The organism is Dapis brunnea BLCC-M229, from assembly GCF_050015995.1.
Lineage (GTDB): Bacteria > Cyanobacteriota > Cyanobacteriia > Cyanobacteriales > Microcoleaceae > Trichodesmium.
In genome coordinates this window covers 9,297-35,954 of the sequence record NZ_JBNHEP010000132.1, presented here as the reverse complement: position 1 = coordinate 35,954, position 26,658 = coordinate 9,297, and the positions used below count along the sequence as shown (strand labels likewise).

Here is a 26,658-nt window from a genome sequence, read left to right as displayed (position 1 = left end):
CGGGAGCTTCAGCAAATGAAATGACTCTTGCTCTCTAGGTAATAGAAGAGAAAAATTTCATCATCCATCTCCGGGAGCTTCAGCAAATGAAATGACTCTTGCTCTCTAGGTAATAGAAGAGAAAAAAATCATCATCCACCTCTGGGAGCTTTAGTAAATGAAATAACTCTTGCTCTCTATAGCATTTTTCATTTATTTAACGTAGTTCATTGACCTAAAAACCGCTGTAATATTAAATTAAAACTTCTAACTTCTGACTTCCCAGAAATGAACATAATCTTATGCCACACAACCGCAGACTTCGACGCTCTCGGCGCCGCTGTCGGACTAACCCACCTCCACCCAGGTAGTCGCCTTGTACTAACTGGCGGTTGTCACCCCACTGTCAAACAATTCCTCGCCCTCCATCGAGACGAATTTTCCATTATCGAACGTCGCTCCGTCAACCCAGAAAAAATTCGCTCCATATTTATCGTAGATGTTCAAACCCGCTCCCGACTCGGAAAAACTGCCGAATGGTTAGACTTACCCCACCTATCAGAAATTATCATCTACGACCATCACTGTGAAATTCAATCCGATATTCCAGCTACCCACACTTATATAGAAGCAGTGGGAGCTACCACAACCCTAATTACAGAAAAACTCCAGACTCTCCCAAACAAACCTACCCCTATCTTAACTCCGGCAGAAGCAACAATTATGGCTCTAGGTATCCACGCCGATACTGGATCTCTAACTTTTGACCATACAACACCACGAGACGCAAAAGCTTTAGCATGGTTAATGCAGCAAGGAGCAAGTTTACCTGTCATAGGCGAATATATCGAACCAGGTTTGTCACCCCAACTCCAAGATTTATTGAAAATAGCTCTCGAAAATTTGCAACGCTCCACCGTGAGAAATTATCAAATAGGTTCCATACTCTTACAAACAGATGAATATGTTCCCGGTTTATCGAGTTTAGCTTCCAGTTTAATAGACCTCACAGAAATAGACGCTCTCCTACTAGCTCACACTCACTCCCTCAAAAACACAACAGAAAAAAGCTTAAATATTATCGGAAGATCGCGCATTCCAGACACAAACCTCAACCAGCTATTTCAACCTCTAGGAGGAGGAGGTCATAACCGAGCAGCAGCACTCAGTCGCCGAGACACCAACCCCGAAGCAACATTAGAAAAACTGTTAGACCAACTCAAAAATCAAATTCCTCACCCACCCACTGCTAGAGACTTAATGTCATCTCCAGTTCGTACTATTCCTCCTGAAACATCTATAGAAGAAGCTCACCGAATACTACTACGTTATAATCATTCTGGTTTATCAGTAGTAGACTCATCTGGAGAATTAGTCGGAATTATTTCTCGGCGAGATATCGACATCGCCCTCCATCATGGTTTTAGTCATGCTCCGGTCAAAGGTTACATGACACCCCAACTCAAAACTATTTCCCCAGAAACCACCCTCCCAGAAATCCAAGAATTGATGGTGACATACGATATTGGTCGGTTGCCTGTATTAGAAAATAATTCCTTAGTCGGAATAGTCACCCGCACCGACGTTTTACGGGAACTGCATCAACAACAACGCCCCCAACCTCTACAACCAGGTTGCATTCCCGGTCAAAGTTGTAGATCGATTACCGAACTTTTACAACAGCGTCTCGCTCCCCAACTATGGCAACTACTTACCTGTGTTGCTGAGTTAGCAGAAAAACGAGGTTGGCAACTATATCTGATTGGAGGAGGAGTAAGAGACTTACTATTATCAAAATTTAATGAGACTCTATTATTAACAGATATAGATTTAGTTGTAGATGGTTGTCACTCTGACTCAGGAGCAAAACCTCCAGCAGTAGAGTTAGCAGAAGCACTACAAAAAATTTATCCAACAGCACGTTTAGAAGTTCACGGTCAATTTCAAACTGCTGCTCTCCTCTGGCACAACGATCTAGTGTTAGACTCCCTTTGGATAGATATTGCTACTGCTCGTACAGAATTTTATCCCTATCCAGCAGCTAACCCAGAAGTGGAAGTAAGTTCGATTCGCCAAGATTTGTATCGGCGGGATTTTACTATTAATGCTTTAGCAGCACGACTGACTCAACCTCGTGTTGGAGAGTTGCTGGATTTTTTTGGTGGGTTGTCAGATTTGCAAGACAAAAAAATTCGGGTGTTACACGCTAATAGTTTTATTGAAGACCCGACTCGCATTTATCGCGCCGTGAGGTTTGCAGTGAGATTGGGGTTTGAGATTGAAGAGAAAACAGAGGGATATATTCGTTATGCGATTAATAGTGGGGTTTATGACCGGGAAGTTTTGGGGAAAGTAGAAAAAAATAGAAGGGCGCCTGCTTTAGAAACTAGACTCAAAAGTGAGTTGAAATATATTTTGCAAGCTCTCTACTGGAAACCTGCTTTAAAGTTATTGGGAAGTCTGGGGGCGTTGCGTTGTATTCATCGCACCTTGGAGTTAGACCGGGGGTTGTGGCAACAGGTATGTTTGTTGGATAGATGTTTACAACGTTTTGACTCTGAGAAAAATTTATCTCATTGGCAAATGCGGTTGGAGGTTTTGATTGCTGGTTTGGAGTCTGACTATCGGGGTTTGGTAGGGAAAAATTTACAGTTGCCTGTCGATAGTATTAAGAGATTGGAGGAGTTGGAGTTGGCAAAGGTTAGGGTTATGGAGAATTTGCCAAACTGTGATACTCCAAGTCAGGTGGTGTGGTTGTTGAGGGAGTATGATTTACCAATGTTGATTTTGATTATTGTGCAATGCGAGCGTTGGATGCGACGCAGGATTTGGCAATATTTGACTGAGTGGGCGAATGTTAAACCTATTTTGAATGGAAATGATTTGAAGGTGATCGGTTATAAACCGGGGCGACAGTTTAAGTTGATGTTAGACGATCTTTTGGCTGCAACTTTGGATGGGAAGGTGAGGGATCGCTCTGATGCTGAGAATTTTTTAGCTAGGTATTATCCTAAAAATAGGGAGTAAGGAGTAGGGAGTAGGGAGTAGGGAGTAGGGGAGTAGGGAGTAAGGAGTAGGGGAGTAGGGAGTAAGGAGTAAGGAGTAAGGAGTAGGGAGTAGGGAGCATTGATTAATCAGAGAATAACGATACAATACGTATTTAAGCATACTTTTAGACAGGCTGCACTCACCCATATATGAAATCCATTAGAACAAAGCTGAAACTTAATAATAAACAGAAAACTCTGATGGCTCAACACGCTGGCTATTCACGCTGGTGTTATAACTGGGGTTTAAGTCTGTGGAATGCTGCTTACAGAGATGGTTATCAGCCAAACGCCCGTAAGCTTAGAGAGGTTTTTACCAATCACACAAAACCACTTTATCCTTGGATGAAAAACTTGTCATCTAAAGTTTATCAATATGCTTTTATTAACTTGGGTGAAGCATTTAAAAGGTTTTTTCAAGGTCTAGGTAAACGCCCAGGGTTTAAGAAGAAAGGTAAGTCTGATTCTTTCACAATTGATAATTGTGGAAAGCCCATAGAATTCAATGGATGGAGTCACAAATTACCTTTTATTGGTATTGTCAGAACTTATGAACCCATTGAGGCTACAACTCAAAAAATCACTATTAGTAGACAAGCGGGTTCATGGTATCTTAGCTGTTGCTATGAATTTCACGCCATAACCACACCCAAAACAACTGATGTTATCGGTGTAGATTTGGGAGTGAAAACATTAGCTACTTTAAGTGATGGGAAAGTTGTGACAAGCGTGAAATCGTATCGGAGATTTGAAGCTAAGTTATCTCGGCTGCAATACCTACATCGTCATAAAAAGATTGGCTCTACTAACTGGAGGGCAGCACAACTGAAAATAGCAGCATTGCACACAAGAGTAGCAAACATTCGTCAAGATACACTTCATAAATTGACAACATATCTAGCTAAAAACCACAGCGTTGTTGCTCAAGCGAAGATTTGAATGTTAGCGGTATGTTAGCTAACCACAAGCTAGCTAAATCTATAGCCGACCAAGGATTTTATGAGTTTAGACGACAGCTAGAATATAAGTGCCGATGGTACGGTTCTGAGCTAGTCGTAGTTGACAGATTTTTTCCATCATCAAAAACTTGCAGTAGGTGCGGTCATGTTCAAGATATGCCATTAAATCTAAGAACTTATGAGTGTTCAGAATGTGGCTTCGAGATAGACCGCGATTTAAACGCAAGTATAAATTTAAGAAATGCGGTCGGCTTGACCGTTGATGCCTGTGGACGGAGTGCTGCCGACAGTTCCGGTGGAAGCAGGAAGTAAACATTAAAATGTCACTAATTATGCGCTGCGACCCGGCGTCGGCGTAAGACGCAAGGGAATGCTGACCAAGAGAGGGAACGCGCACCAAGAGAGACGTTTTATATCGGTTTTATGAAGCAGATAGCCACCAATTCTTTCTAACAAAAATACAATCTAAAAACTGTTGCGCAATAGTTTAATTAATTATCAAAGGAAATAAAATTAGGCGATCGCTATCTTTCCACTTTATCTAAAATCTAAAAACTGTTACGCAACAGTTTAATTAATTATCAACTTGCAATAGGGCGTTTAGCGTTCCGCACAACGAGCGTTTCGGCTAAGAGCCGACATGAAAAACGCTGCGCGACATGAAACGCGTAGCGGTGCGTAGCACTATCGCCACCCTGCTACTTTATCTAAAATCTAAAAACTGTTGCGTAATAGTTTAATTAATTATCAACCTGCAATAGGGCGATCGCCATTCTTGCCACTTTATCTAAAAACTGTTGCGCAATAGTTAAATGAACTCTCAACCTGCAATAGACGGAGGGACACTCTTACAACTTTATTTAAAATCTAAAAACTGTTACGCAATAGTTTAATTAATATGAAATACAAAAAATTCTGCTACTTACGAATCCCCCCCATCTCCCTATCAATTTTTAAGTAGCAAACATTAATGTATTTCATATAATTTACGACTTACTCAGAAACCGGGTTTATCAAGGAAATTTCCTGATTGTAACAACAATACTGGGTAATAAACCCGGTTTCTTGTTTACTCCTCCCTCCCTCACTCCCCTGCTCCCCAACTCCCTATTTTATTTAACCAACCACAAAATTAACTAACTTTCCAGGAACTACAATCACTTTCTTAATTTCCTTACCTGCCAAATTACGCTGTGCTACTTCTGACTCCCGTGCTAACTTTTCCAAAGTTTCCTTATCTGCTTTTGCCGGCACCTGAATAGTTCCCCTAGTCTTACCCTTAATCTGAATTACCAATGTAATCTCATCTACCACTAAAGCTTCCGGGTCAAATTTCGGCCAAGGATGAGTATGCACCGAACCAACATTACCAGCAATTTGCCACAATTCCTCAGCCAGATGTGGTGAAAAAGGTGCTAATAACAACAACAAAGTTTCCAAACCTTCAGCATAAATAACTGAATCTTTGCAACTAGCATCACTGAGAGCATTACTCAACTTCATCATTTCAGAAACAGCAGTATTAAACTGATAATCTCCATCTAAATCTTCTGTTACTTCTTTAATAGCAGTATGCACCGCTCGTCGAACATCTTTCTCTGCTTTAGTTAACTCTCTAGCAAACTTACTTTCTATCCAATTCAAACCTTTCTGCAAATCATCCTTAGTTTCTTGTTGAGTTTCAGAATGATTCAACTTAGCTTCTATTGCTACCTTGACATCAGCAGCAGCATAAACTTTCACCACATTTCTGAGTTTAAATGCAGAAAGATTTTTCGTTATTTCAGTAATCAAATACCGAGACCAACCTAAATCTTTCAAGTCTGCTTGAGTAATACCATTAGTTTTTGCTTTCAACTCACTAAAACTATAATTTGCAGAAAATTCCGTTACCAAAGACCAAACTCGGTTCAGGAAACGAAACTGACCTTGCACATCAGCATCATCCCACTCTAAATCTTTTTCCGGTGGAGCTTTAAACAAGATAAACATCCGCGCCGTATCCGCACCATATTTTGCCATTACCTCCAAAGGATCGACACCGTTATATTTAGATTTAGACATCTTCTCAAAGAAGACTTCCAACTTATCCCCAGTTTTCGGGTCCTTCGGTTCTTCCGGGTTAACATCTGCAAACGGAATATATTTGGCAGTCACCGGATTTTTGTAAGTAACACCTTGCACCATTCCTTGAGTTAACAAGCGCTCGAAAGGTTCGTCAAAATTGCACAAACCTCTGTCGCGCAAAACCTTAGTAAAAAATCTGGAATACAACAAATGCAAAATCGCGTGTTCGATACCTCCCACATATTGATCTACAGGCAACCAGTCATTGACAATTTCAGAATCAAACACCTGCTGTTCATTTGTCGCATCTGGATAACGCAAGTAATACCACGATGAATCAATAAAAGTATCCATCGTATCAGTTTCCCGTTTTGCCGGAGTATCACAACTTGGACAAGCAACATTCACCCAATCTTCCAATTTTGCCAAAGGTGACGGACCGCGACCAGAAAATTCCACACTTTCCGGCAACTTCACAGGCAAATCTTCATCTGGCACGGGTACAGCACCACATTTCGGACAATGAATAATCGGTATTGGTGCACCCCAGTAACGTTGTCTAGAAATCAACCAATCTCGCAAACGATATTGTACCCGACCTTCTCCATAACCTTCGTCTTCAGCAAGTTGAATAATTGCTTTTTTGGCAAAGGTAGATTTTTCCCCATTAAACAGACCGGAGTTAACCATAATACCAACATCGGTATAAGCTTCTGTTAGTTCATTATCATCATTATCCGAGTCATCTGGCACAATTACAGTTGTGATGGGTAGGTCGTATTGTTTAGCAAATTGGAAGTCGCGCACGTCGTGAGCGGGTACTCCCATAACTGCACCCGTACCATATTCATAAAGTACATAGTCGGCGATCCAGATAGGAACTTCTTTGTTAGTGAATGGGTTGATAGCTTTACCACCAGTAGGAACGCCACGTTTTGGTTTATCTTCGGCGGTACGCTCTAATTCACTTTCGGCAGCTACTTCTTTAATGAAAGTTTCGACAGTAACTTGTTGTTCTGGGGTTGTGACTTGCGCCGTCAAAGGATGTTCGGGAGCTAAGACAACGTAACTTACGCCATAGACAGTATCAGGTCTAGTGGTAAAGACTCCAATTTTTTCATCCATCCCCACTATGGGAAATTCCAGATAAGCTCCCACAGATTTTCCGATCCAGTTCGCCTGCATCAGTTTAACTCGTTCCGGCCAACCGGGCAATTTATCCAAGTCGTTGAGGAGTTGTTCAGCGTAGTCGGTAATTTTGAAGAACCACTGACGCAACAATTTACGTTCCACTTTTGCACCAGAACGCCAGGAACGACCCTCACCATCCACTTGTTCATTGGCCAGTACGGTTTGGTCGATGGGGTCCCAGTTAACCGCAGATTCTTTTTGGTAGGCGAGACCTGCTTGGAAAAATTGGAGGAATATCCATTGAGTCCAACGGTAGTATTCGGGAGTGCAGGTAGCGACTTCTTTTTCCCAGTCGATGGAAAAACCCAAACGTCTTAATTGTTCTTTCATTTGGGCAATATTTTGCAGAGTCCATTTAGCAGGTGGGATACCCCGGTCAATAGCTGCGTTTTCTGCGGGGAGTCCAAAAGCGTCCCAACCCATGGGGTGCAGGACACGATAACCTTGCATCCTTTTGAGTCGGGCAATGACGTCGGTAATGGTGTAGTTACGAACATGACCCATGTGTAAGTTCCCGGATGGGTAGGGGAACATAGATAGAGCATAGAATTTAGGCTGATTATTATCTACAGGAGTTTTATCTTGATTTTGTTCAGCCCAGGTTTTTTGCCACTTTTGTTCAATGGATACAGGGTTATATTTGGAATCCACCGTTTTTTCTCCGTAATTATCTTCAGTAGTCTAGTTTTCTTGATTATTTTGACATATTCCTCGACTATGAGGATTCATGGTTACATTATGCTACTGAATGTAATATATAAAGTTCGGAAAAGTTATAAATTTTCTTAGTTGGGGAAAGATTATTTTGAACTTCTAAACTGCATAACTTCAGGAGTAATAGAACTATTAGTAGTCGGAGCGATGTCTCTCTTTCTATTACCTCAATCCAGCTACTTTATTTAATGAAGCCTAAATTAAGAGTTAGTCAAAAAAATATAGAATTTACTAGTGATAAATGGGGAGAAAAATTAATAAAAACTATTAGGGTTAGTAATCCCATTCCAGAGACAATTTTATCTGGTAGATGGGAAGTTGCTCCTCATGTAAGTGATTCTCCTCATACTCCTTATGACCATAGTTGGATTTCATTTTCACCTCAGAAATTTGAAGGCAATGATGTGGAGTGTAAAATCACATCGGAACTAACAGATATTCTCATAAATAAAAGCAAGTTTTATCAATTATTATACGTTCTAAAAAAAATAGTTATGGTTATTTTTACAATAGGATTTTATTTGGGCTTAGGTGGAATTTTTCCAGTTTTTATTAAACGCAATTATCAACTAGAGTACATCACTTTAGAAGAATTTTCAGTATTAGCAGGAGAAGCGATTGCTTCTCTTGATTTTATCCTAATAATCCTAGGTTATGTGATATTTAAACCTATAAAAATAATGTCTCAATACAAAAAAACTGAGTCAAAATTAATTAGAGCATAATCAAAATTAGGAGTTACGCAGTACAACGTATTTTCGTCATTGCGACCCACAGGGAAGCAATCTCAAATCCTAGTTTTTCGTACTTCATGCGTAAGTCCTGAAAATATAAGTATCAGGAATCATATCCGATAATTTAACTGCTTCGTGTTCCTTAAATATCTACTAAAAACCCATGACTAATTACCCCAATTTTTCCAATTACGGCTATCAAATAATTAGAGAACTCGGACACAATAATATTGGTGGGCGAGTCACTTATCTGGGGAAAAATATCAAGACTCAAAAAAACGTAGTTATTAAACAATTCCAATTTGCCAAATTAGGAGCAACTTGGGCAGAATATGATGCCTATGAACAAGAAATTTTAGTCTTAAAAAGTCTCGCTCATCCAGGAATTCCTAAATACTTATATTCTTTTCAAACTACCGATGGTTTCTGCATGATTCAAGAATATATTGATGCAGAATCTGCCGTAATTTTTTGTCAGTAGCAACCTCAAGAAATTAAACATATTGCTATTTCAGTGTTAAAAATTTTAGTCTATCTACAAAGTCAAGTACAACCTGTGATTAATCGAGATATTAAACCGGAAAATATTTTAATTGACGAGGATTTAAAAGTTTATTTAGTAGACTTTGGTTTTGCCAGAATGGGAGGAGGAGAAATAGCAGCAAGTAGTGTTGTTAAAGGTACGATGGGATTTATTTCTCCAGAACAAATGTTTAATCGTCGGTTAACAACAGCTTCAGATTTATATAGTCTTGGTGCGACATTAATTTGTTTATTAACTGGGATAAAATCGGCAGATATTGGCAATTTAATAGATGCTAATTATCGGATAATTTTTCGTCATTTAATTCCACCATTAGAAAGGGGTTGGATTAATTGGTTGGAAAAAATAACAGAACCAAAAAATACTGATAGATATGAAAATGCTAAGAAGGCTTTAGCTGCTCTTCGAGTTTTAGATGTAAATCGTTTACCTAAAGTCAGAATTAGTCGAAAAAATATAGAATTTGCTAGTAATAAATGGGGAGAAAAATTAACAGAAACAATAAGAGTTAGTAATCCAATTCCACAAACAATTTTATTCGGTAGATGGGAAGTTGCTCCCCATGTAAATGACCCTCCTCAGCTTAGGTGTAACTTTTAAGCTTTTTTATGAAGTCATTTATCAAGCACACTGCTTTACTTTAGGAGAAATTTTAGACTCAGCAATAGTAGCGATCGCTTCTCTTTCTGTTACTCTAATTCCCCTAATTTACTTATTATCCAAACCCATCAAAATATTTTCTAAATACAGAAAAGCAGAGCCAAATTTAATTCAACCATAACCACAATGTAAGTATTAGGAAAAATCTCCAATAACCTAACTGCTTAGTGTCTCCAAAAAACCTACTAAAAACCCATGAACAACTACCCAATTTTTTCCAACTACGGCTATCAAATAATCAAAGAACTCGGACACAACCGTGCAGAAGGAGTGAAATATGTTTGCTTCCGCATTCCGCGTAAAAGAAAAAGGTTATCTGATAACCTTAGTAAGTTATTACGTTCATGCATCTGATAGCTGACTGTTAATAGCTGTTTGCGCAGCATTCCGCAGGAAATGCTTACCTTTAATCTTTGAGCATCTTCAGATAATTATGGCTTGCTGATTAAATCTAAAAGCATTGACATATTGAAAGGGGAGGCTTCAGACCTTATTTTTTGGTAAAATGGAAGATAAATCGACTCTTTTCAAAATATGAAATCTGTTATTCACAATGGCTTTCTCAGATTAGCTGTAGTCAACATTTTATCTAATTTAATGGTACCTTTGGCAAGTTTAGTAGACTTAGCTTTTCTAGGTTATTTAGATGAAATTCGTCACTTAGCAGGAGTTTCCCTAGCCACAGTTTTATTTAACTATATTTACTGGACTTTTGGCTTTTTACGCATGAGTACGACTGGTACAACTGCTCAAGCTAGAGGTAGTGGAAACGATTTAGAAGTCAAGCAAATTTGTCTACGGAATTGCTTAATTGCTCTAGCTATCGCCACAATAATTATAATTTTAAAATATCCTTTACGAGAAATTGGCTTTAGTTTACTTAGTGCTACTCCAGAAGTTAAAGCTAGTGGTATTAGTTACTATCAAAGTTTAATTTGGGGTGCCCCTGCTACCTTATTAAACTTCGTATTAATAGGTTGGTTTTTAGGACTCGAACAAGGAGGAAAAGTTTTACTATTATCAGTAGTTAATAAAGGAACAAATATTATCTTAGATTATATTTTTATTGTTCGTTGGGGATGGGAAAGTAGCGGTGCGGGTAGTGCTACAGCAATAAGCCAATATATTACTTTAGTAGTAGGGATAATTTGTATTTTTAACTTAATATCTTTGACAGAAATTCCTCAGTTAATCAAAGGTATTTGGCAACCTCAAGTAATTAGAGAAACTTTTATTCTCAATCGAGATATTCTGATTCGCACTTTTGCCCTAATTTCTACTTTTGCTGTATTTACTAATTTAAGCTCATACATAAATACTTTAGTTTTAGCAACTGATACTCTGTTATTACAGGTAGTGACATTAGCCGCTTATTTTATTGACGGTTTAGCTTTTGCCACAGAAAGTTTAGCAGGTAAAAGTTATGGTGAAGGAAATCAAGAACAATTAAAGGTCTTGGTAAAATTATCAGGAATAATTAGTGTGAGTATCGGGTTAATTTTTGCTTTAATCTTTTGTTTATTCCCTACTTCTTTATTTAGTTTGTTGACTAATCATACTCAGGTTATTAACAATATCAGTAGTTATGTTTTCTGGTTAATACCTGTCTTGGGATTTGGGGGTATGGCTTATATGTTAGATGGTTATTTTCTGGGTTTAACTGAAGGAAGTTTATTACGCAATTCTACTTTAGTTGCTAGTTTAGTAGGATTTTTACCCTTTGCTATGATGGGTTGGTTGTTAAAAAGTAATCATATATTATGGTTAGCTCTAGCAATGTTTATGGCAACTAGGGCTATTACTTTAGGTAGGGCTATTCCTAATATAATCGTTGAAAATTTTTCTCCATCAATAGAACTTATCAAAGACAATAATGAAAAAACTTTTTTTACTTCTAAATAACTCGAATTATTCCATAAATCACTATAAAATTAGTATTAAAGCCTCCCTATTGCAAGATGTATGGAGGTTATTAATGACAGGAATCCCAAAGATAAAATTTATATAAGTCATCATCCTAAAATTAAAAACTCTATAGCTTTTTTGCCAAATGCTCAGAAATATGCTTCTTTGCAATCTATCATCGTCGATAGTTTTATTCCTAGAAAAAAACATATTTCCTTTGAAAAAGATTGCGATCGCCGTGATAGTAAACCTAATAATAAAATTGTTATTTATGGTTTAAATGAATCTCGGATCAGAGAGTTCTATCAAAAGTATTTACAGAATGATTTATCAGAGGAAAAAACTAAAGATCATTTTCTCAAAAATAATTGTTGTACAGTTGTAGCTTATTTTATTTGCAAGGGATTAGATTGTTTTAAAAAAACTCTAAGCTTTGTTCACCTTCAACGTATCAAACTGACTCATTTTTTGCATACGACTCTAATATTGAGAAATTGGTTCTGGCATTTAATAACAAATTTTGGTCGCCCCAATCTCTGAAATATTTTGCTAAAAAAATTAAAAAGAAAACTGATAAAAAATCCTCCATACTAGGTTTTCCTGTTGCTAAAATAAATATCTTATTACCCTGGTCGTTTTAGTAATTTTTTTGATAATTATAAACTACAGCAATCCTATTTGAGTCATATCAAAAATTTTTGTTGCTTGTTGCCTAAAAGCAACAGACATTTTAAAAATCATGTTTTTCTATAGCCATAGAAAGCCTTTGATTCCTAAAATTATACCAAATTTAATCTGTATCCTGGATAAATTTTAGTTCAATAACTAATAAAGATTCTATCTCCTTAACCAGATAATTTAGATTTTGGTGGTGGTGCATAGTAATGGTAAAGGAAGCACCGGGAATGTGGGGAGATGGGGAGATAGGGAGATAGGGAGATAGGGAGATGGGGAGATGGGGAGATGGGGAGAAATTAAAAAATATATATCCTCACCATTACCATGCAGGACTACCTAGATTTTTAACTAAGTCTACAAAAATATTTATAGTTTTAGACATAGCAAAGTTCTCTATTTTCAGAAAAAATTGGCTCCTGTAGGTTGGGTTTCGTGACTCAACACAACAATTCATCTCTCAGGTTATGTTATTTGTTAACCAGAGCTAAAGCTAATCATAAAAATGAGTTTTTATTAAGGAAAATTAACCTAAATAAAATTATTTAAGTTGGGTTTTACTGCCACTTTTTCCTTTCGTTTCCTGGGGAATACTTGGTAAAGCATTCTGTTTACCAAGATATTACGATTTTATGTCGGCGACACCACAGGCAAAAAAACAAACTACTATCTAGAGAATTTAGATTTTTATATAAGTTTTTGTTGGATTATATAGTCGCTTAATCGAAGCTATAGTTTATTTATTTTTACGAAATCAAAAATATGAAATTTATTGGAATAGACCTTGGTTGGCAATCTGGTAAAAGTGGTCTTTGCTGTCTACAATACTCAGACAAGAAATTAAAAATATTAGACTTAGATTGCAAATTAAAAACTGAAGATATTCTTAATTGGATTGATAATTTAACTCCCCTATCAACTCCAGCTCTAATTGCTGTAGATGCTCCAACAATAATTCCCAATCAAACAGGAACTAGACTGCCAGATAAACTTACTCATAAATATTTTGGTCGTTATCATGCAGGATGTTATCCGGCAAATATTAACCGCCCTTTTGCTCAAAAAACTGTAAAATTTGGCATTGCTTTAGAACTAAAAGGATTTATTCATGCACCAACAATTGAACCTCAACAACCAGGACGTTTTCAAATTGAAGTTTTTCCCCATCCAGCTATAGTTAATTTGTTTCAATTAGAAAAAATTTTGAAATATAAAAAAGGCAGATTAGCCGACCGAAAATCAGAACTTGGAAAACTGCACCAATACATTATAAATATCTTACCAACTCTAGAACCTGCTCTAGTAATTTCCGATAATTTCCTAGATATGGAAAAAATTAATAGTACGATCGCCCTCAAAACTACAGAAGATAAATTAGATAGTTTAATTTGTGCTTATATTGGTGCATACTGGTGGTATTGGGGTCAAACAAAAAATTTGGTATTGGGAAATCACACAACTGGATATATAGTAGTTCCTAATCGACTAGATTAAACCCTGCTAAAGTTATGAAAGAAAATATAGCCGAACTCAAATTAGAAGTAGATACTTTACAAACAGAAATAGATGCTTTACAAGCTGAAGTAGATACACTTCGTCAAAAACGTTCCTCTTTCCAAATAAATGTTAGTTTTCCCAAAGATAATACTCCTGAAGCACTAGGGGAGTTTCGTCAAAAAAATACCGAAGAAGCTGCAAAGTGGCAAGCAGAAATTCAAGAAATTAATCAATCTCTGAAAGTATTAGAGGTGCAACTTAATCAAAAAAAAACTACCCTACAACCAAAAAAATCTCGACTAGAATGGCACGAACTACAAGAACAAGTTTATCAGGGGGGAAAACTATTACAGGAACAAGTAAAAAAAGTCAACGAAAAAGCTAATCAACTTGAAGCCGAAATACAAACTCTCAAACAAATTTATCAAGAATTAAACCCTCTTTATTGTGAGTGGGTACAAAATGCAGCCAATATAGTTGATTTTCAGGCGACAACTATTCCTTATGTTTATGTTAAAGACAATGGGTTCGAATTGGGAAATAAAGAAATAGAGTTAAGAGAATAGGGAACAGAAAAAACTACTGTTCAACAATTAATTATTAATTATGGTTTAAAGCCTCTCTTTTTAAGGAGAAAAAAAGAAATAATATTTCCTTAGATTCAATAAAGAACGGTTTTAACCAGAAGTAATTATCAATTATCCATTATCCATTAATGAACTCTTCTTATAAAGAATAGGATTGACTAAAAATATTTTTTTTCTTTTTTATTTTTTCTCCATGAATGGAGAGGCTTTATACCAATTCCCAAAAGCATTGCTATACTTAGGTCGCACTTCAGTTATTAAGTAATTAACACAGGGGAAATTACTTTTTTGCTCTTTATTAGCCCAGTTAATGTTTATTATTTTTATGTTTATTCCTCCCTACACGGACCACATTCCTCACACTTCCCCACCCGATCGGGTATAGCATTCTTTTTGAGAAATGGTATTATACCTTAATTTTTCGGTAAAATTAATTTTAAGAAGAAAAAAGATTGAGATACACCTCTATTTTTGTTAGGTTGACAAAGGAAACCCAATCTATTAGGGCGTCTAGTTTGAACATCTGGTTTAAAGAATTAGACCTATTGCCTTCTGAGATCAAATCATTTATCTAACCCTGGGAATATTTGGCAAAATTCTCTCTTTTGCTCTATCCAACAAAAGGAATTTTTATGCCCTCTTAGTTATTCCTTCGGTTTGCCTAATTTTCCCTTGGACTTATGTAGTTAATGATGAAAAAATCTTTGCTCTGGGAAAATATATTTGATTGACTCTCACTGAAAAAATCAAAGCACAAATAGATGATTCAGATATCGAATCTATCTTTATTTTGGGAGATTGGTCATAGAAGCGATCTAAAGAATAAGAAGGCACAAAATATAGTAGTTAATTATTTATGAAATTACTTTTGTTTTCTCTAGTTTAATAGTTCTATTTACCGAATAATTAATTATTATTAACCCATATTCCGCACGTCAAGTTGTAATATTAAAAGTAGTATAAAAAATGGTAGCGCGGGTTCGTATTTATACTCTATAAATCCTATTCATTGACCTTTCTCAGGAGTCAGATTCTCAGGAAAATATTAAGCATAAATACTCAATTACTTACTCCTATTGACCACTTTAATTGCCTCCTGTCTCCTGTCTCCTGTCTCCTGTCTCCGTTTTTCATGCTACATTTTGTCGTGCGGAATGTAGGTTATTAATTATTAATTAAATAATTCAGGTTAAAAGCCTCTCCTTTCAAGGGAAAAAAGCGGTCGTTTGCGGAGCAGTCCGTTAGGATGGGATGGCGAGGTTTCCCGCTCTTGCAGAGCCGCTGCGCTTTTCATGTCGGCTCTTAGCCGAAACGCCATATCCAATCGACCAAGAGAAAATAAATAATATTTCCTTATATTCAATTCCGTAACGGTTAAAACCCGAGGTAATTATCAATTATCCATTATCCATTATCCATTAATGAATTTCTGGTCTCTAGGTAAAAGTCTTCCTTTAGTGATTCATATCTTTTGTGCTTTTGAACTTATTCTCTTGGTAGTTTTAGTTATAGAAATTCTCATTTATGCCGATCTAGCTAAACGTCGATAAATTTAGATAATTTTAGTATTGATTAAAAATCAGAAGCAGCATTAGTTAACTCAACAATGAATTTATTTCAACTATCATAATTAATTAATCTGAAAAGATATACCAATTCCCAAAAAGCCAGAGGTTCAAAATTTGTTTGTTTTAGGGAGTATGTAGTTCTATGCAAAGTCCTTACAGATTAGTAATTCGGGGAATATAAAAAAAGAAAAACAACTATATCTCAGTAACTTGATAAACCCTATATATAGTTCAATTAAACTCAATGAAGAATTAAAAATTAATAGAAGCTTAGTACTTATTACTCAAATACATTTGTAGAATGCTGTGTAGAGATTATGATATATTCTACAAATTCACTTTCATTAATTTTACCGAATAATTAATAATTAAATAATTAAATAATTAAATAATTAAATAATTCAGCTTTGTTAGCCTCCCCTTTCAAGGAGAAAAAAATAAATTTTTTCCCTACCGCGTCAATCCTCTTCCTTTTAGGGAGAGGTAATTATCTATTATCCATTATCCATTAATGAAGGCAAACCTCCTGGTTACTAAGCAATACTCTACCACTTACCTAAACCGGAAAATTCACTACTCAAATTAAGATTGCCATCGCACAGTTTATGATACTGTAATTTCTTATAGGATGAATTTGTTGTTGCACCGGGAGAAAAAAAATGTTAACATTCCTATTTCAATTCGTACTACTTTTATTAGTAGTCTTATCCTTTATCTTAGTAGTCGGCGTACCTGTTGCCTATGCTTCTCCTCAAATCTGGAGTCAAGGCAAACCTTTAATTTTTATTGGTTCTGGTTTGTGGGTAGCACTGGTAATTGCAGTGGGTGTTTTAAACTTTTTAGTAGTTTAGGCCAGGTTTAGTTTAGTTATCAGTTAGCCTCCTACGCAGTTCCTGCGTTATAACAGTTGAAGCATAGCTTAGGACATTGCTAAATGTTCAAATTCAGTCACAACTTCTGATTTATGACTTCTGACTTGCGCGTAGCGCTATAGATGTGAGGGAATCCCACGCTGTTTCGTAGAGCAGCGTCGGGAGTATCTCAACTCCAGACTCTTACATAAATAGTTATCAACTTTTATCACAATAATTAACATTAAAAAAAATTCTAATATGACAGTTTTCGAGGGAACATTTACTCAAATTGACTCTTTACGCTTTGCTATTGTAATTGCTCGTTTCAATGACTTAATTACTGGCAAACTGATCGAAGGTTGTCAAGACTGTTTGAAACGCCACGGCGTCGATCCAAATCCAGAGGGGACTCAAGTCGATTATATTTGGATACCAGGCTGTTTTGAAATTCCTCTAGTAGCACGTCAATTGGCCATGAGTAATCGCTACGATGCCGTAATTTGTTTAGGAGCTGTAATTAAAGGCCAAACTCCTCACTTTGATTATGTAGCTGCTGAAGTATCTAAAGGAATTGCTGCAGCAGCATTTCACACAGGAGTACCTGTAATTTTTGGAGTTTTGACCACAGATACTATGCAGCAAGCTCTAGAGAGGGCTGGTATTAAAAGTAATAAAGGCTGGGAATATGCCATGAATGCCTTAGAAATGGCAAGTTTGATGCGTCAAATCAATAGTGGTATAAATTCCTCATCAAATAATTATAATATTACTGGTACAACTCAATCATTACCAATAACATCTAACAGTTTTGTAGAGTCTGACTTCTCTCCAGAAGTATGACAAAACTAATCTAGGATTTATTCTCAAAAAAAATTCTGCTTAGGGGTTGACAAATAAAGTTAGTTGTGAAAACATAGATATTAGTTAAATATTGCGGGTATAGCTCAGTGGTAGAGCGCAACCTTGCCAAGGTTGATGTCGCGCGTTCGAATCGCGTTACCCGCTTACTAATAATCTTTTGTATAATGCTTATTATCTAATCCTTAGCTAATATTTAGAAAGCAACCCATCCTAATCATTTGTAACATTCTTTTTTCAAATTGGTATTAGAGGGTTACAATTAATACCCGTAAACTGCGGGGAATGGAAATTGTCTGCTAATGGTGTACTGTTGTGAGCTTTGTGCCTAGATAAGTGCCAATGCAGAAAATCCTAATTGTGAGGTGAGGAAATCCATCACCTTATGTATTGATTTGGTGTCGAAAGCGTCACTAATAGATAGAATTAGCATAATAGACCTATACTGAGTCTCAGATCATCTTTTTTCAATAAACGCTTTCGGTTCTACGATTACTTTGCGACCTCAAAAAGCTCAAAAGATTGATTTGAATGGAGAGTACCCCTGTCCATGTCGGCGTAGGGGCCGCTTAATTCCAATCGCCCTGACAGATGCCTTTGGCTGTAACCGCTGTCAGCAAATATTTGTTGTCAATGAAAGTGGCGATACTATTGAACAAATCTCGACTCACTATTCCTATAAGCCTGCTTGGCGATGGACAGGTAAGCAGTGGTACCGGACTTATTCCAATTGGAAGGCTCACTACTTGCTAATAGCTGTAGTAATGATTTTAGTACCTTTAGTGATTTGGCTACCTTTAGCTTTACACTCTCCTGGTTCTAATATAATTATTTGGGCACTGGTAGCAGTGCTTTTGGCCATGCTTCCGGCCTTAATGGTCTGGCTTGCTTACAGACGATGAGAGCTACTGATGTTGTACAAAGAGTGACAACGTTGACTAACTAAACTTACATTTAGGGTTCTTAGCAGGGCAAACGCATCTAAATTCTGGAAGCTTTTGTCGTTAAGGCTTATAGAAGTAATAAGTATAAATACTCAAATAGCTAAAATTCTTGCCCTGTCAGAACTTCAAAATAAGATGCGTTTGCCCTGGGGTTCTTAGTTGCTTCCCTTAAGGGTTTCGCCTCTGGCCTAGACTGTTTTACCACAGCCTCCGATAGACGGACGGGATATAGACTTTTGATTCCCTAGAGTCCCTGTGTACGGGTTATGATATTGTTCAATAGTTGCATTTATCTGCTGAGATTTTTCCTCAGACACCAATAATAACATCGTTAGTTATATTAAGTGGGATAAACCCCATAACCTTAGTTTTAAAAGGTTCTTGCCGAAAAATTAAGGTTTAAAGCCTCTCCTTTCAAGGAGAAAAAGCGGTCGAGGGATGGCGAGGAGACTTCGCCATATCCAATCGACCAAGAGAAGAAAAAAATTTCCTTTGAACCAATCCTTCTATTACAGAAGAAGTAATTATTAATTATTAATTGTTAATTAATAATTATTGAACATACCCATAATTTGGAGGTCTTGGAAGTGCCTGACTTTCACTCTCAATATGGTCAGTGGTTGGCTGATTGATAATTATTATACCATAACTTCAAGAGCCGTCGCCTTTCCCATAGGACGCTGAATCAATAGATAAAGCGCGGGACCTCCCGGCGGAAAGTTAAACTTATGAATAGGAAAGATTATTCTGCTAACTTAACGATGAATGTGATTCATCGTGCTCATCAAGGTTCTCTGGAACTTGCTAAAACTAAGGCTTTAGAACGCTCTATGGCCTTACAAGCAATGGCAGAAGCAATTTTACAGCATAGAAATGAGATTTTAGAAGCTAATACTCTGGATTTGGAAGCAAATCGGACAATTCCTATTCCAGCGCCAATGGTCGAATTGCTTAAATTGACACCAGAGCGACTCCAAATTACTGTTCAAATTTTACAACGACTTGGAGATTTGCCTGATTTAGTAGGGCAAGTAGTTGATGCTTCATATCAATTAGAACGTAGTCAGAGTTATGGCCAACGTATTCCTTTGGGGGTTATTGCTCTAATTTATGAGGCATTTCCAGAGTTGGTGGCGATCGCTGCTGGAATGTCCATTCAAACTGGAAATAGTTTGATTATTAGGGGCGGGAGTGAAGCTCATAATTCTAATTTAGTAATTACTAAAGTATTACGGTTAGCTTTGAAGCAGGTTGGTTTACCTGTGGAATGTATAGAATTTTTACCCCATACGGACAAGAATTCTATTCAGAAGTTGCTTACTCAAGACCGATATATAAATTTAGTTATTCCTTATGGGCGAGATAGTTTAGTTGAGCGAGTGGCAAAAGTAGCAAGTGTACCAGTTTTGAAAGTAGCAATGGGTAATTGTTACTTATACTGGTCTGCTAGTGGTAGTTTGGATATGGTTCGTTGGATGATTTTGGATAGCCATGAAAGTAAGCCAGATCCAGTTAATGCTATAGAAAAGGTATTGATAGATAGTAAGCATAACTTTTCTGTGGTAGTTAGACTTTGGAATAGCTTGAAGGAAAATGGTTTTGAAGTTAGAGGAGATGCTGCTTTAGTTGATGAGTTTCCTGATTTGATTTTAACGGAGGATAGAGATTGGAGTCAGGCTTATTTGAGTAAAATAGTTGCTTTTAAAGTTGTTGATTCTATAGATTCAGGAATTAGCTGGATTAATAATTATAGTAGTGGTCATGCTGACTGTTTAGTAGCGGAATCTTATCAGGAAAGTCGTCAGTTTGCTTTGGGTGTTAATAGTGCTTGTATTTTTATTAATAAATCTCCGAAATTTTCACGTTATCAAAATCAAAAAGATGGTATTTTCTTGGGAATGTCTAATCAAAAATATTTTGCTCAAGGTTTGATTGGGTTAGAAGCTTTTACTAGGATTAAATATATTGTTCAAGGGAATTAGAGTTGAGGTGGGAAGGAAGAAGTTAAGAAGTTAAGAAGGAAGGATGAATTAGAAGTTAAGAAGTAAGGATGAATTAGAAGTTAAGAAGTAACCAGATGGAAGAAGTAAGGAAGAGGCTTAAATTTCCTATAGACATTAACGCTCTTGTTTAGACGCTCTAATACTAACGGACATGATATGAGTTAGATAAAGTGGTCAAGACAGATATCGCCTACCTCCATTTTGATTGATGAAAATTTCAACTCAAACGTCTTAGTTTTTAAATAAGATGATGAAGACAGATATCGCCTACCTATATTTTGATTGATGAAAATTTCAACTCAAATGTCTTAATTTTGACAGCGCAAGGAAGAAGAAAGCTGGTTCTGCGTAAGTCCTGATACTTTTTTATTCTGAATATTTTTATTCTGAATATTGCGCGAATACTTCAGCCTTTGTCAAGTTCTTAGTTTTGTTTGCAAAAGAATAAAAGGATGGTTTTTCATCAATAAAAATCTGCTGTTCAAAGGTTAAGTTACTGTCGCGATCCAGCAAACCAACTGGAATCATATAGTATTTTTTCTGTTTCAGTCGATAAAATAGATGAGTGCCACATTGGCTGCAAAAGCCACGTTTAGCCCATTCAGAAGAGTTGAATACAGATATACTGTCACTGCCTTCAAAGCGAACTTGATCCCCACATTCAATTGCCAATAGAGGGCCACCTGTCCATTTTCTACACATACTACAGTGGCAAATGTCTACACTGTTGCTTGTGGTCTTAACAAAAATGCTCACTGCACCGCAAAGACAACTTCCTTGGTTTTCAAGAAGAGTCCTGTACCTCTGCTACTAATTTTTTGAATGAAGATCCGCTCCCAGTCTATGGAAAAACAATTGAAAAACCCCAGTTTTCAGGAAAAAGAATTAAGCGATGCAGCGCGGTCTTGGGGAGGCAGTGCGGTCTTGGGGGTTCCCCCCATGAGCAACTGCCGTGGTTTCCCCCATGAGCGACTGCATCAAGACAGCGAGGTTTATATCGAACCGATGGAGGAATTCTTTGTAACTCTGATGTGAATGGTTCTTACAACATTTTGCGAAAAGCATCTCCCTTATGGGTTTAACCGCTATGGGATAGAGAGGTGCGTAGTTCACCCCAGGAGAATTAATCTCTCAAAGTAAAAGCGAAGGGAATTTCTGAAATGGAATCAAGTCTGTCTATATTTGACTATACTTTTACTAACTATTCCTTATCGTCTGACATATTTATTTCCTTATTTTATAGAAGCCGTAAGGGTATCTTCAGAAAAGAGGGAGTAGGGAGTAGGGAATAGGGGGAAAGAATTGATGATAATAGTGGGATACCGGAGCATGATTTTTGATTCTTGGAGATGTCTATATTCACAGATGTTTATTTTTGAGCAGTGGAATCTTCTGTGGGAATTAGGCAATAGGAAAAAAAGGTTGAAAAATACCTAGATCTACACCTCCAATACATCCAAGACTTCATCCTCCTAAACTTTCTCCTCTCCCCACACCTCCCAAACTCCCCACACTCGCGATCATATCGTAGATATTAAATTGGTTCTATAGATAGATGTTTAGAACTCTAAATGTACATTATAATTTGGCGTTGGTAAAATAAGGTATGAAATTCCTTTCGGACTAAGATTGATACCCAGGAAAAAAGCTGTTTTAACTACTGAATAAGTAGGTAGGCATTAATAAAGATTAAAACAAAAAATCTGAAAAAGAGCCTAAATTCAATAATTAATAATGAATAATGAATAATGAATAATGAATAATTAATAATTACCCCTCCTTGAAAACGGATAGGATTGACTAATCATGAAAATTTTTATTTATTATCCCCTTAAAAGGGGAGGCTTTAAACCAAAATTTTTCGGTAAGTTATCAAAAAGTTTTCACCACGCGTTAATAATCAATTGCTATTGTGCGGATAATTAAACCTATCTACTTACTAACTACTGACTACTGACTATTGACTACTGACTACTAAAAATCATACAATAATTTACCAACGCCTATAATTTTTTTTGAAGCCTAAGATTCGCTAAACATGATATCAAAATATTATTTACATATCGGCGTGAAAAATAATATAGGAAGGTTATATAAAACCTCCCTAGGAAAATTGTAGAAAAATGCTGATGTAATTTCTAAAGATGTCTACTACCTATTACCAAAATAATATGGTTAACAAGATTTTTATCTGGGAAACTACTGGAGTGACACAACTAGAATGGTGCGTTACGACGAATTCCTCAATAGCTTTCACAACTTAAATTTTAGTCGTAAATACGCACCCTAGGATAATTAACTATTAGCTCAAAACTATTTTGTTGCTAATTTCACATCAGTCGCTAAACCAAAAGCTTGCAATAATTGAATCATTATCCAAGTTGTATCAATTTCCCACCATTGCAAACCATGACGTGCTGAATATTGAAAGGCATGATGGTTATTATGCCAACCTTCACCATAAGTTAATACAGCCACCCACCAACAGTTAGTAGAAGCATCACCAGATTCATAGGTACGATAACCAAACTTATGAGTGGCACTATTAACTAGCCAAGTACAGTGAAAAACAACAACTATCCTAAAAAAAACACCCCAAACTACAAAAGACCAACCTCCTAGAAGGTAGAGCAAAATACCAAAAGCAATTTGAATGGGAATAAAATTAGCTTGCAAAAACTTGTAAACAGGATCGTCTGCTATATCTTTTATATAACGAGGCACTTCAGACTTAGTTGGTAAGTCATGGAGCATCCAACCCATGTGACTCCACCAAAAGCCACGATTAGAATCATGGGGGTCTTTTTCATGATCTGAGTGTATATGATGAATACGGTGTAAACCTACCCAATCAGACACTCCTCCTTCACAAGCAAGTGTGCCACAAAAAATCAAGAAGTATTCTAGCCATTTAGGAGTTTTAAAACTACGGTGTGTTACCAGACGATGAAACCCTAGAGTAATACCTAGACCACCTGTGAGCCAATGTAAAAATATTGCTAGTGCAACCGCAGTCCAACTAAAGTTACTAGGAACTAAGACAAAAAGGGCTCCAATATGGAGGAATGCCATAAAGGCGACTATAGACCAATCCAGCGAAAGTTTTTCTGATGTCGAAATCGTCATAAAAAATCTCTAAGTTAAGAACTAAATAGCTCCAAAGAAGCTAGCTTAATCAAAGCAGGTTTATATGTGTGTATAGGATATGGAAAATATTTTGGTATTAACTGCTGAATCTATTAATCAAAACCAGAAAGTAAAAAAATATTCTTATACCAAAATCCAGGGTATTGTTAAGTGTTTAAGTTTAAATTCATGAGTGATAATACAGGATGATTTTTCTTAAACAAAGGTACTATAAATATACTAAATAAATATAGTAAAATTTCTAAATGTTGGTAATTGACTCTAAAAATTTGATTAATACAAAAAGTCAATTACTATGTTTACATTAAACCAAACACTGCTTTGTTTCTTTAGGTTGTTTATCTCAAAATTGTCATATCTTTTTGATGAAATTTGTTTCAAAAAAAAATACAGCCTAGATATAAGCATTCAGCCGTCAGCTAGCCTCATGCTGAGGAACTACGTTAACAGCTATGAATTATTAATTCATTATCACACTGAAGGAGGAATTAATCTTCAAGGATAATTAAAAGTTATGTTTGCGCAGTATTCCGGAGAAAATGAAATTATTCATCAGCTAACCTTAGTAAGTTATTACGTTCAAAAGCTGAATGCTTATGCCTGGATATCTAAATTAATTCTTTGTTGACAAAGGAAATTTAGATTTTATTGTGAATTTGAGTATTAACAAAAATTTACACTTTATTTAGGATATCACAAATAAAACAAATAAATAAATAAAGAAATAATTATGAATAGCATTGAATATGTACAAGCAGCAGAACAAGAGCTACTTCCCATATTTTCCGAAATTGATAGTTCAGTCAAGCAAAATCTCAGACGGGTTATAGATGCTTTTCGTCATCATCGAGTCGGTGTCCATCATTTTTCTGGGGTGAGTGGTTATGGCCATGACGATCTGGGGCGGGAGACTTTGGACAAGGTTTTTGCTGAGGTGATGGGGGCTGAGGCAGCAGCAGTAAGAGTCCAATTTGTTTCGGGAACCCATGCGATCGCCTGTGCTTTGTTTGGGATTCTAAGGCCGGGGGATGAAATGTTGTCGGTTGTGGGTTCTCCTTACGATACTTTGGAGGAGGTAATTGGTCTAAGGGAGGAAGGTCAAGGTTCTCTGAAGGAATTTGGGGTTAGTTACCGGGAGTTACCTCTGACGAAAACTGGGATGATAAATTGGCAGGGTTTGGAATCTGCGATTACGGAAAAGACTCGTCTGGCTTTGATTCAACGTTCTTGTGGTTATTCTTGGCGAGCTAGTTTGTCTATTTCAGAGATTGAGAAAATTGTCAAGATTGTTAAGCTACAAAATCCGGAAACGGTTTGTTTTGTGGATAACTGTTATGGGGAGTTTATTGAAGATCGGGAACCGACGGCGGTGGGGGCGGATTTAATGGCGGGGTCTTTAATTAAAAATCCTGGTGGCACAATTGTTATGGCGGGGGGGTATGTGGCAGGTAGAGCAGATTTGGTGGAAGCTGCAACTTGTCGGTTAACTGCTCCTGGTATTGGTAGTAGTGGGGGGGCTACTTTTGAGCAAAATAGGTTGTTGTTTCAAGGTCTGTTTTTGGCACCACAAATGGTAGGGGAGGCGATGAAGGGAAATCATTTGGTGGCTTATGTTTTTGATAAGTTGGGTTATCCGGTTAATCCTTTGCCTCTGGAAAAACGACGGGATGTTATTCAGGCGGTGAAGTTGGGTTCCCCGAAGAAGTTAATTGCTTTTTGTCGAGCTATTCAGCAATATTCGCCTGTGGGTTCTTATTTAGATCCGGTGCCGGCGCCGATGCCTGGATATGAAAGTCAGTTGGTTATGGCGGGGGGGACTTTTATTGATGGCTCTACTTCGGAATTTTCGGCAGATGGACCTTTGAGGGAACCTTATGTGGTGTTTTGTCAGGGGGGGACTCATTGGACTCATGTAGCGATCGCTCTGGAGGCAGCTATTGAGGCAGTAGGGTTTTTTGAAGTCAGAAGTTTGTAAGGGTGATTCGGGAATCACCCCTGCAGAAGTCAGAAGTATTGAGTCGAAAAAAGTCTGTGGCTATTATTGCGAGGTCTATTCTATAGAACCTATTTGATATCTTTGAGGTTGATTTTCTTTTGTATAGCGTTCGCGATATAGCTGCCGCACTTGCTCAGTCTTTCATGTCGGCGACAGCCGAAAAGCGGAACGGAGTTCTATTGCTGAAAAACAATATTATTTTTAGTTGAATAAAAAATCATGTATATAGGCGAGTAAACCCAGCTACTTTTTATGTTATCACACTTTTTGTGAGGATACAACTGAAAATCGTTTAGCGTGGCGATTTTTTTCATTTGCTGAAGCTCCCGGAGGTGGATGGTGGAATTTTTCTTATTGCGTTATTGCGGATAGAGAAATAGTTGTTTCATTTGTTGAAGCTCCCGGAGGTGGAGGGTGAAATTTTTCTCCTTCTATTGCGTAGAGAGCAATAGTCATTTCATTTGTGGAAGCTCTTGGAGGCGGATGATGGAATTTTTCTCTTTTATTGCGGATAGAGCAAGAGTCATTTCATTTGCTGAAGCTCCCGGAGATGGAGGGTGAAATTTTTCTCCTTATTATTTATTTATTGCGTATAGAGAAATAGTTGTTTCATTTGCTGAAGCTCTCGGAGGCGGATGGTGAGATTTTTCTTCTTCTATTGCGTATAGAGAAATAGTTGTTTCATTTGTTGAAGCTCCCGGAGGTGGAGAGTGAAATTTTTCTCTTTTA

16 protein-coding genes, 1 tRNA gene and 3 pseudogenes are annotated in these 26,658 nt (G+C 37.0%); 17 read left to right on the top strand and 3 right to left on the bottom strand.

The window, feature by feature from the left end; genetic code table 11:
• Window positions 1-267 precede the first annotated feature (267 nt).
• Together ACP6PM_RS15695 and ACP6PM_RS15690 are read left to right on the top strand one after the other, a co-directional pair.
• Window positions 268-3,006, top strand: a complete 2,739-nt coding sequence (locus ACP6PM_RS15695; protein ID WP_426586165.1) for a CBS domain-containing protein — start codon at window positions 268-270, stop codon at window positions 3,004-3,006.
• Between the two features lie 170 nt (window positions 3,007-3,176).
• Window positions 3,177-4,297: pseudogene (locus ACP6PM_RS15690) on the top strand (RNA-guided endonuclease InsQ/TnpB family protein).
• A gap of 804 nt (window positions 4,298-5,101) precedes the next feature.
• On the opposite strand, the gene leuS reads toward ACP6PM_RS15690, so the two are convergent.
• Window positions 5,102-7,894 carry a leucine--tRNA ligase gene (gene leuS / locus ACP6PM_RS15685; protein WP_426586163.1) on the bottom strand — a complete coding sequence of 931 codons (2,793 nt, stop codon included), beginning with the start codon at window positions 7,892-7,894 and terminating at the stop codon, window positions 5,102-5,104.
• A gap of 251 nt (window positions 7,895-8,145) precedes the next feature.
• Between leuS and ACP6PM_RS15680 the strand changes: the two genes are divergently transcribed.
• The 13 genes and pseudogenes from ACP6PM_RS15680 to ACP6PM_RS15620 all read left to right on the top strand — a co-directional run bounded on the left by ACP6PM_RS15680 (window position 8,146) and on the right by ACP6PM_RS15620 (window position 20,765).
• Window positions 8,146-8,682, top strand: coding sequence for a hypothetical protein (locus ACP6PM_RS15680; protein ID WP_426586161.1), 537 nt, complete (start codon window positions 8,146-8,148; stop codon window positions 8,680-8,682).
• 172 nt (window positions 8,683-8,854) lie between these two features.
• Window positions 8,855-9,835 (top strand): annotated as a pseudogene (locus tag ACP6PM_RS15675) (serine/threonine protein kinase).
• Window positions 9,804-10,016, top strand: a complete 213-nt coding sequence (locus ACP6PM_RS15670) for a hypothetical protein (RefSeq protein ID WP_426586159.1) — start codon at window positions 9,804-9,806, stop codon at window positions 10,014-10,016. Before ACP6PM_RS15675 ends, ACP6PM_RS15670 begins: the two are co-directional and overlap by 32 nt.
• Before the next feature lie 413 nt (window positions 10,017-10,429).
• A complete protein-coding gene (gene gntT, locus ACP6PM_RS15665; RefSeq protein WP_426586157.1) occupies window positions 10,430-11,797 on the top strand; it encodes a guanitoxin biosynthesis MATE family efflux transporter GntT in 1,368 nt (455 codons plus the stop codon).
• A 60-nt stretch (window positions 11,798-11,857) separates the two neighbouring features.
• The gene (locus tag ACP6PM_RS15660) at window positions 11,858-12,340 is read left to right on the top strand and encodes a hypothetical protein (RefSeq protein WP_426586155.1); all 483 of its coding nucleotides are present in this window, start codon (window positions 11,858-11,860) and stop codon (window positions 12,338-12,340) included.
• Window positions 12,341-13,237: 897 nt separating this feature from the next.
• Window positions 13,238-13,969, top strand: a complete 732-nt coding sequence (locus tag ACP6PM_RS15655) for a DUF429 domain-containing protein (protein WP_426586153.1) — start codon at window positions 13,238-13,240, stop codon at window positions 13,967-13,969.
• Window positions 13,970-13,983: 14 nt separating this feature from the next.
• Complete coding sequence (locus ACP6PM_RS15650) at window positions 13,984-14,538, top strand: hypothetical protein (RefSeq protein WP_426586152.1); 555 nt, start codon at window positions 13,984-13,986, stop codon at window positions 14,536-14,538.
• 1,442 nt (window positions 14,539-15,980) lie between these two features.
• On the top strand, window positions 15,981-16,109 hold the full coding sequence (locus tag ACP6PM_RS15645; RefSeq protein ID WP_426586150.1) for a hypothetical protein: 129 nt from the start codon (window positions 15,981-15,983) through the stop codon (window positions 16,107-16,109).
• Window positions 16,110-16,786: 677 nt separating this feature from the next.
• The gene (gene psbZ / locus ACP6PM_RS15640; protein ID WP_293077205.1) at window positions 16,787-16,978 is read left to right on the top strand and encodes a photosystem II reaction center protein PsbZ; all 192 of its coding nucleotides are present in this window, start codon (window positions 16,787-16,789) and stop codon (window positions 16,976-16,978) included.
• Window positions 16,979-17,239: 261 nt separating this feature from the next.
• Window positions 17,240-17,821, top strand: coding sequence for a 6,7-dimethyl-8-ribityllumazine synthase (gene ribH, locus ACP6PM_RS15635; RefSeq protein WP_426586148.1), 582 nt, complete (start codon window positions 17,240-17,242; stop codon window positions 17,819-17,821).
• 93 nt (window positions 17,822-17,914) lie between these two features.
• Window positions 17,915-17,986: transfer RNA gene (locus ACP6PM_RS15630), tRNA-Gly, on the top strand.
• 350 nt (window positions 17,987-18,336) lie between these two features.
• Entirely contained in the window at window positions 18,337-18,741 is a 405-nt protein-coding gene (locus ACP6PM_RS15625; protein WP_426586146.1) for a hypothetical protein, read from the top strand.
• A 770-nt stretch (window positions 18,742-19,511) separates the two neighbouring features.
• Window positions 19,512-20,765: a glutamate-5-semialdehyde dehydrogenase gene (locus ACP6PM_RS15620; protein ID WP_426586144.1), complete on the top strand. Its 1,254-nt coding sequence runs from the start codon at window positions 19,512-19,514 to the stop codon at window positions 20,763-20,765.
• Between the two features lie 402 nt (window positions 20,766-21,167).
• On the opposite strand, the pseudogene ACP6PM_RS15615 reads toward ACP6PM_RS15620, so the two are convergent.
• Window positions 21,168-21,554 (bottom strand): annotated as a pseudogene (locus ACP6PM_RS15615) (GFA family protein); the annotation flags it as partial.
• Between the two features lie 87 nt (window positions 21,555-21,641).
• Between ACP6PM_RS15615 and ACP6PM_RS15610 the strand changes: the two are divergent.
• Window positions 21,642-21,821, top strand: coding sequence for a hypothetical protein (locus ACP6PM_RS15610; RefSeq protein ID WP_426586140.1), 180 nt, complete (start codon window positions 21,642-21,644; stop codon window positions 21,819-21,821).
• Window positions 21,822-23,099: 1,278 nt separating this feature from the next.
• Here ACP6PM_RS15610 and ACP6PM_RS15605 read toward each other — a convergent pair.
• Window positions 23,100-23,912 carry an acyl-CoA desaturase gene (locus tag ACP6PM_RS15605; protein ID WP_426586138.1) on the bottom strand — a complete coding sequence of 271 codons (813 nt, stop codon included), beginning with the start codon at window positions 23,910-23,912 and terminating at the stop codon, window positions 23,100-23,102.
• 751 nt (window positions 23,913-24,663) lie between these two features.
• Between ACP6PM_RS15605 and ACP6PM_RS15600 the strand changes: the two genes are divergently transcribed.
• Window positions 24,664-25,908, top strand: coding sequence for a methionine gamma-lyase family protein (locus ACP6PM_RS15600; RefSeq protein ID WP_426586136.1), 1,245 nt, complete (start codon window positions 24,664-24,666; stop codon window positions 25,906-25,908).
• Window positions 25,909-26,658: the final 750 nt, after the last annotated feature.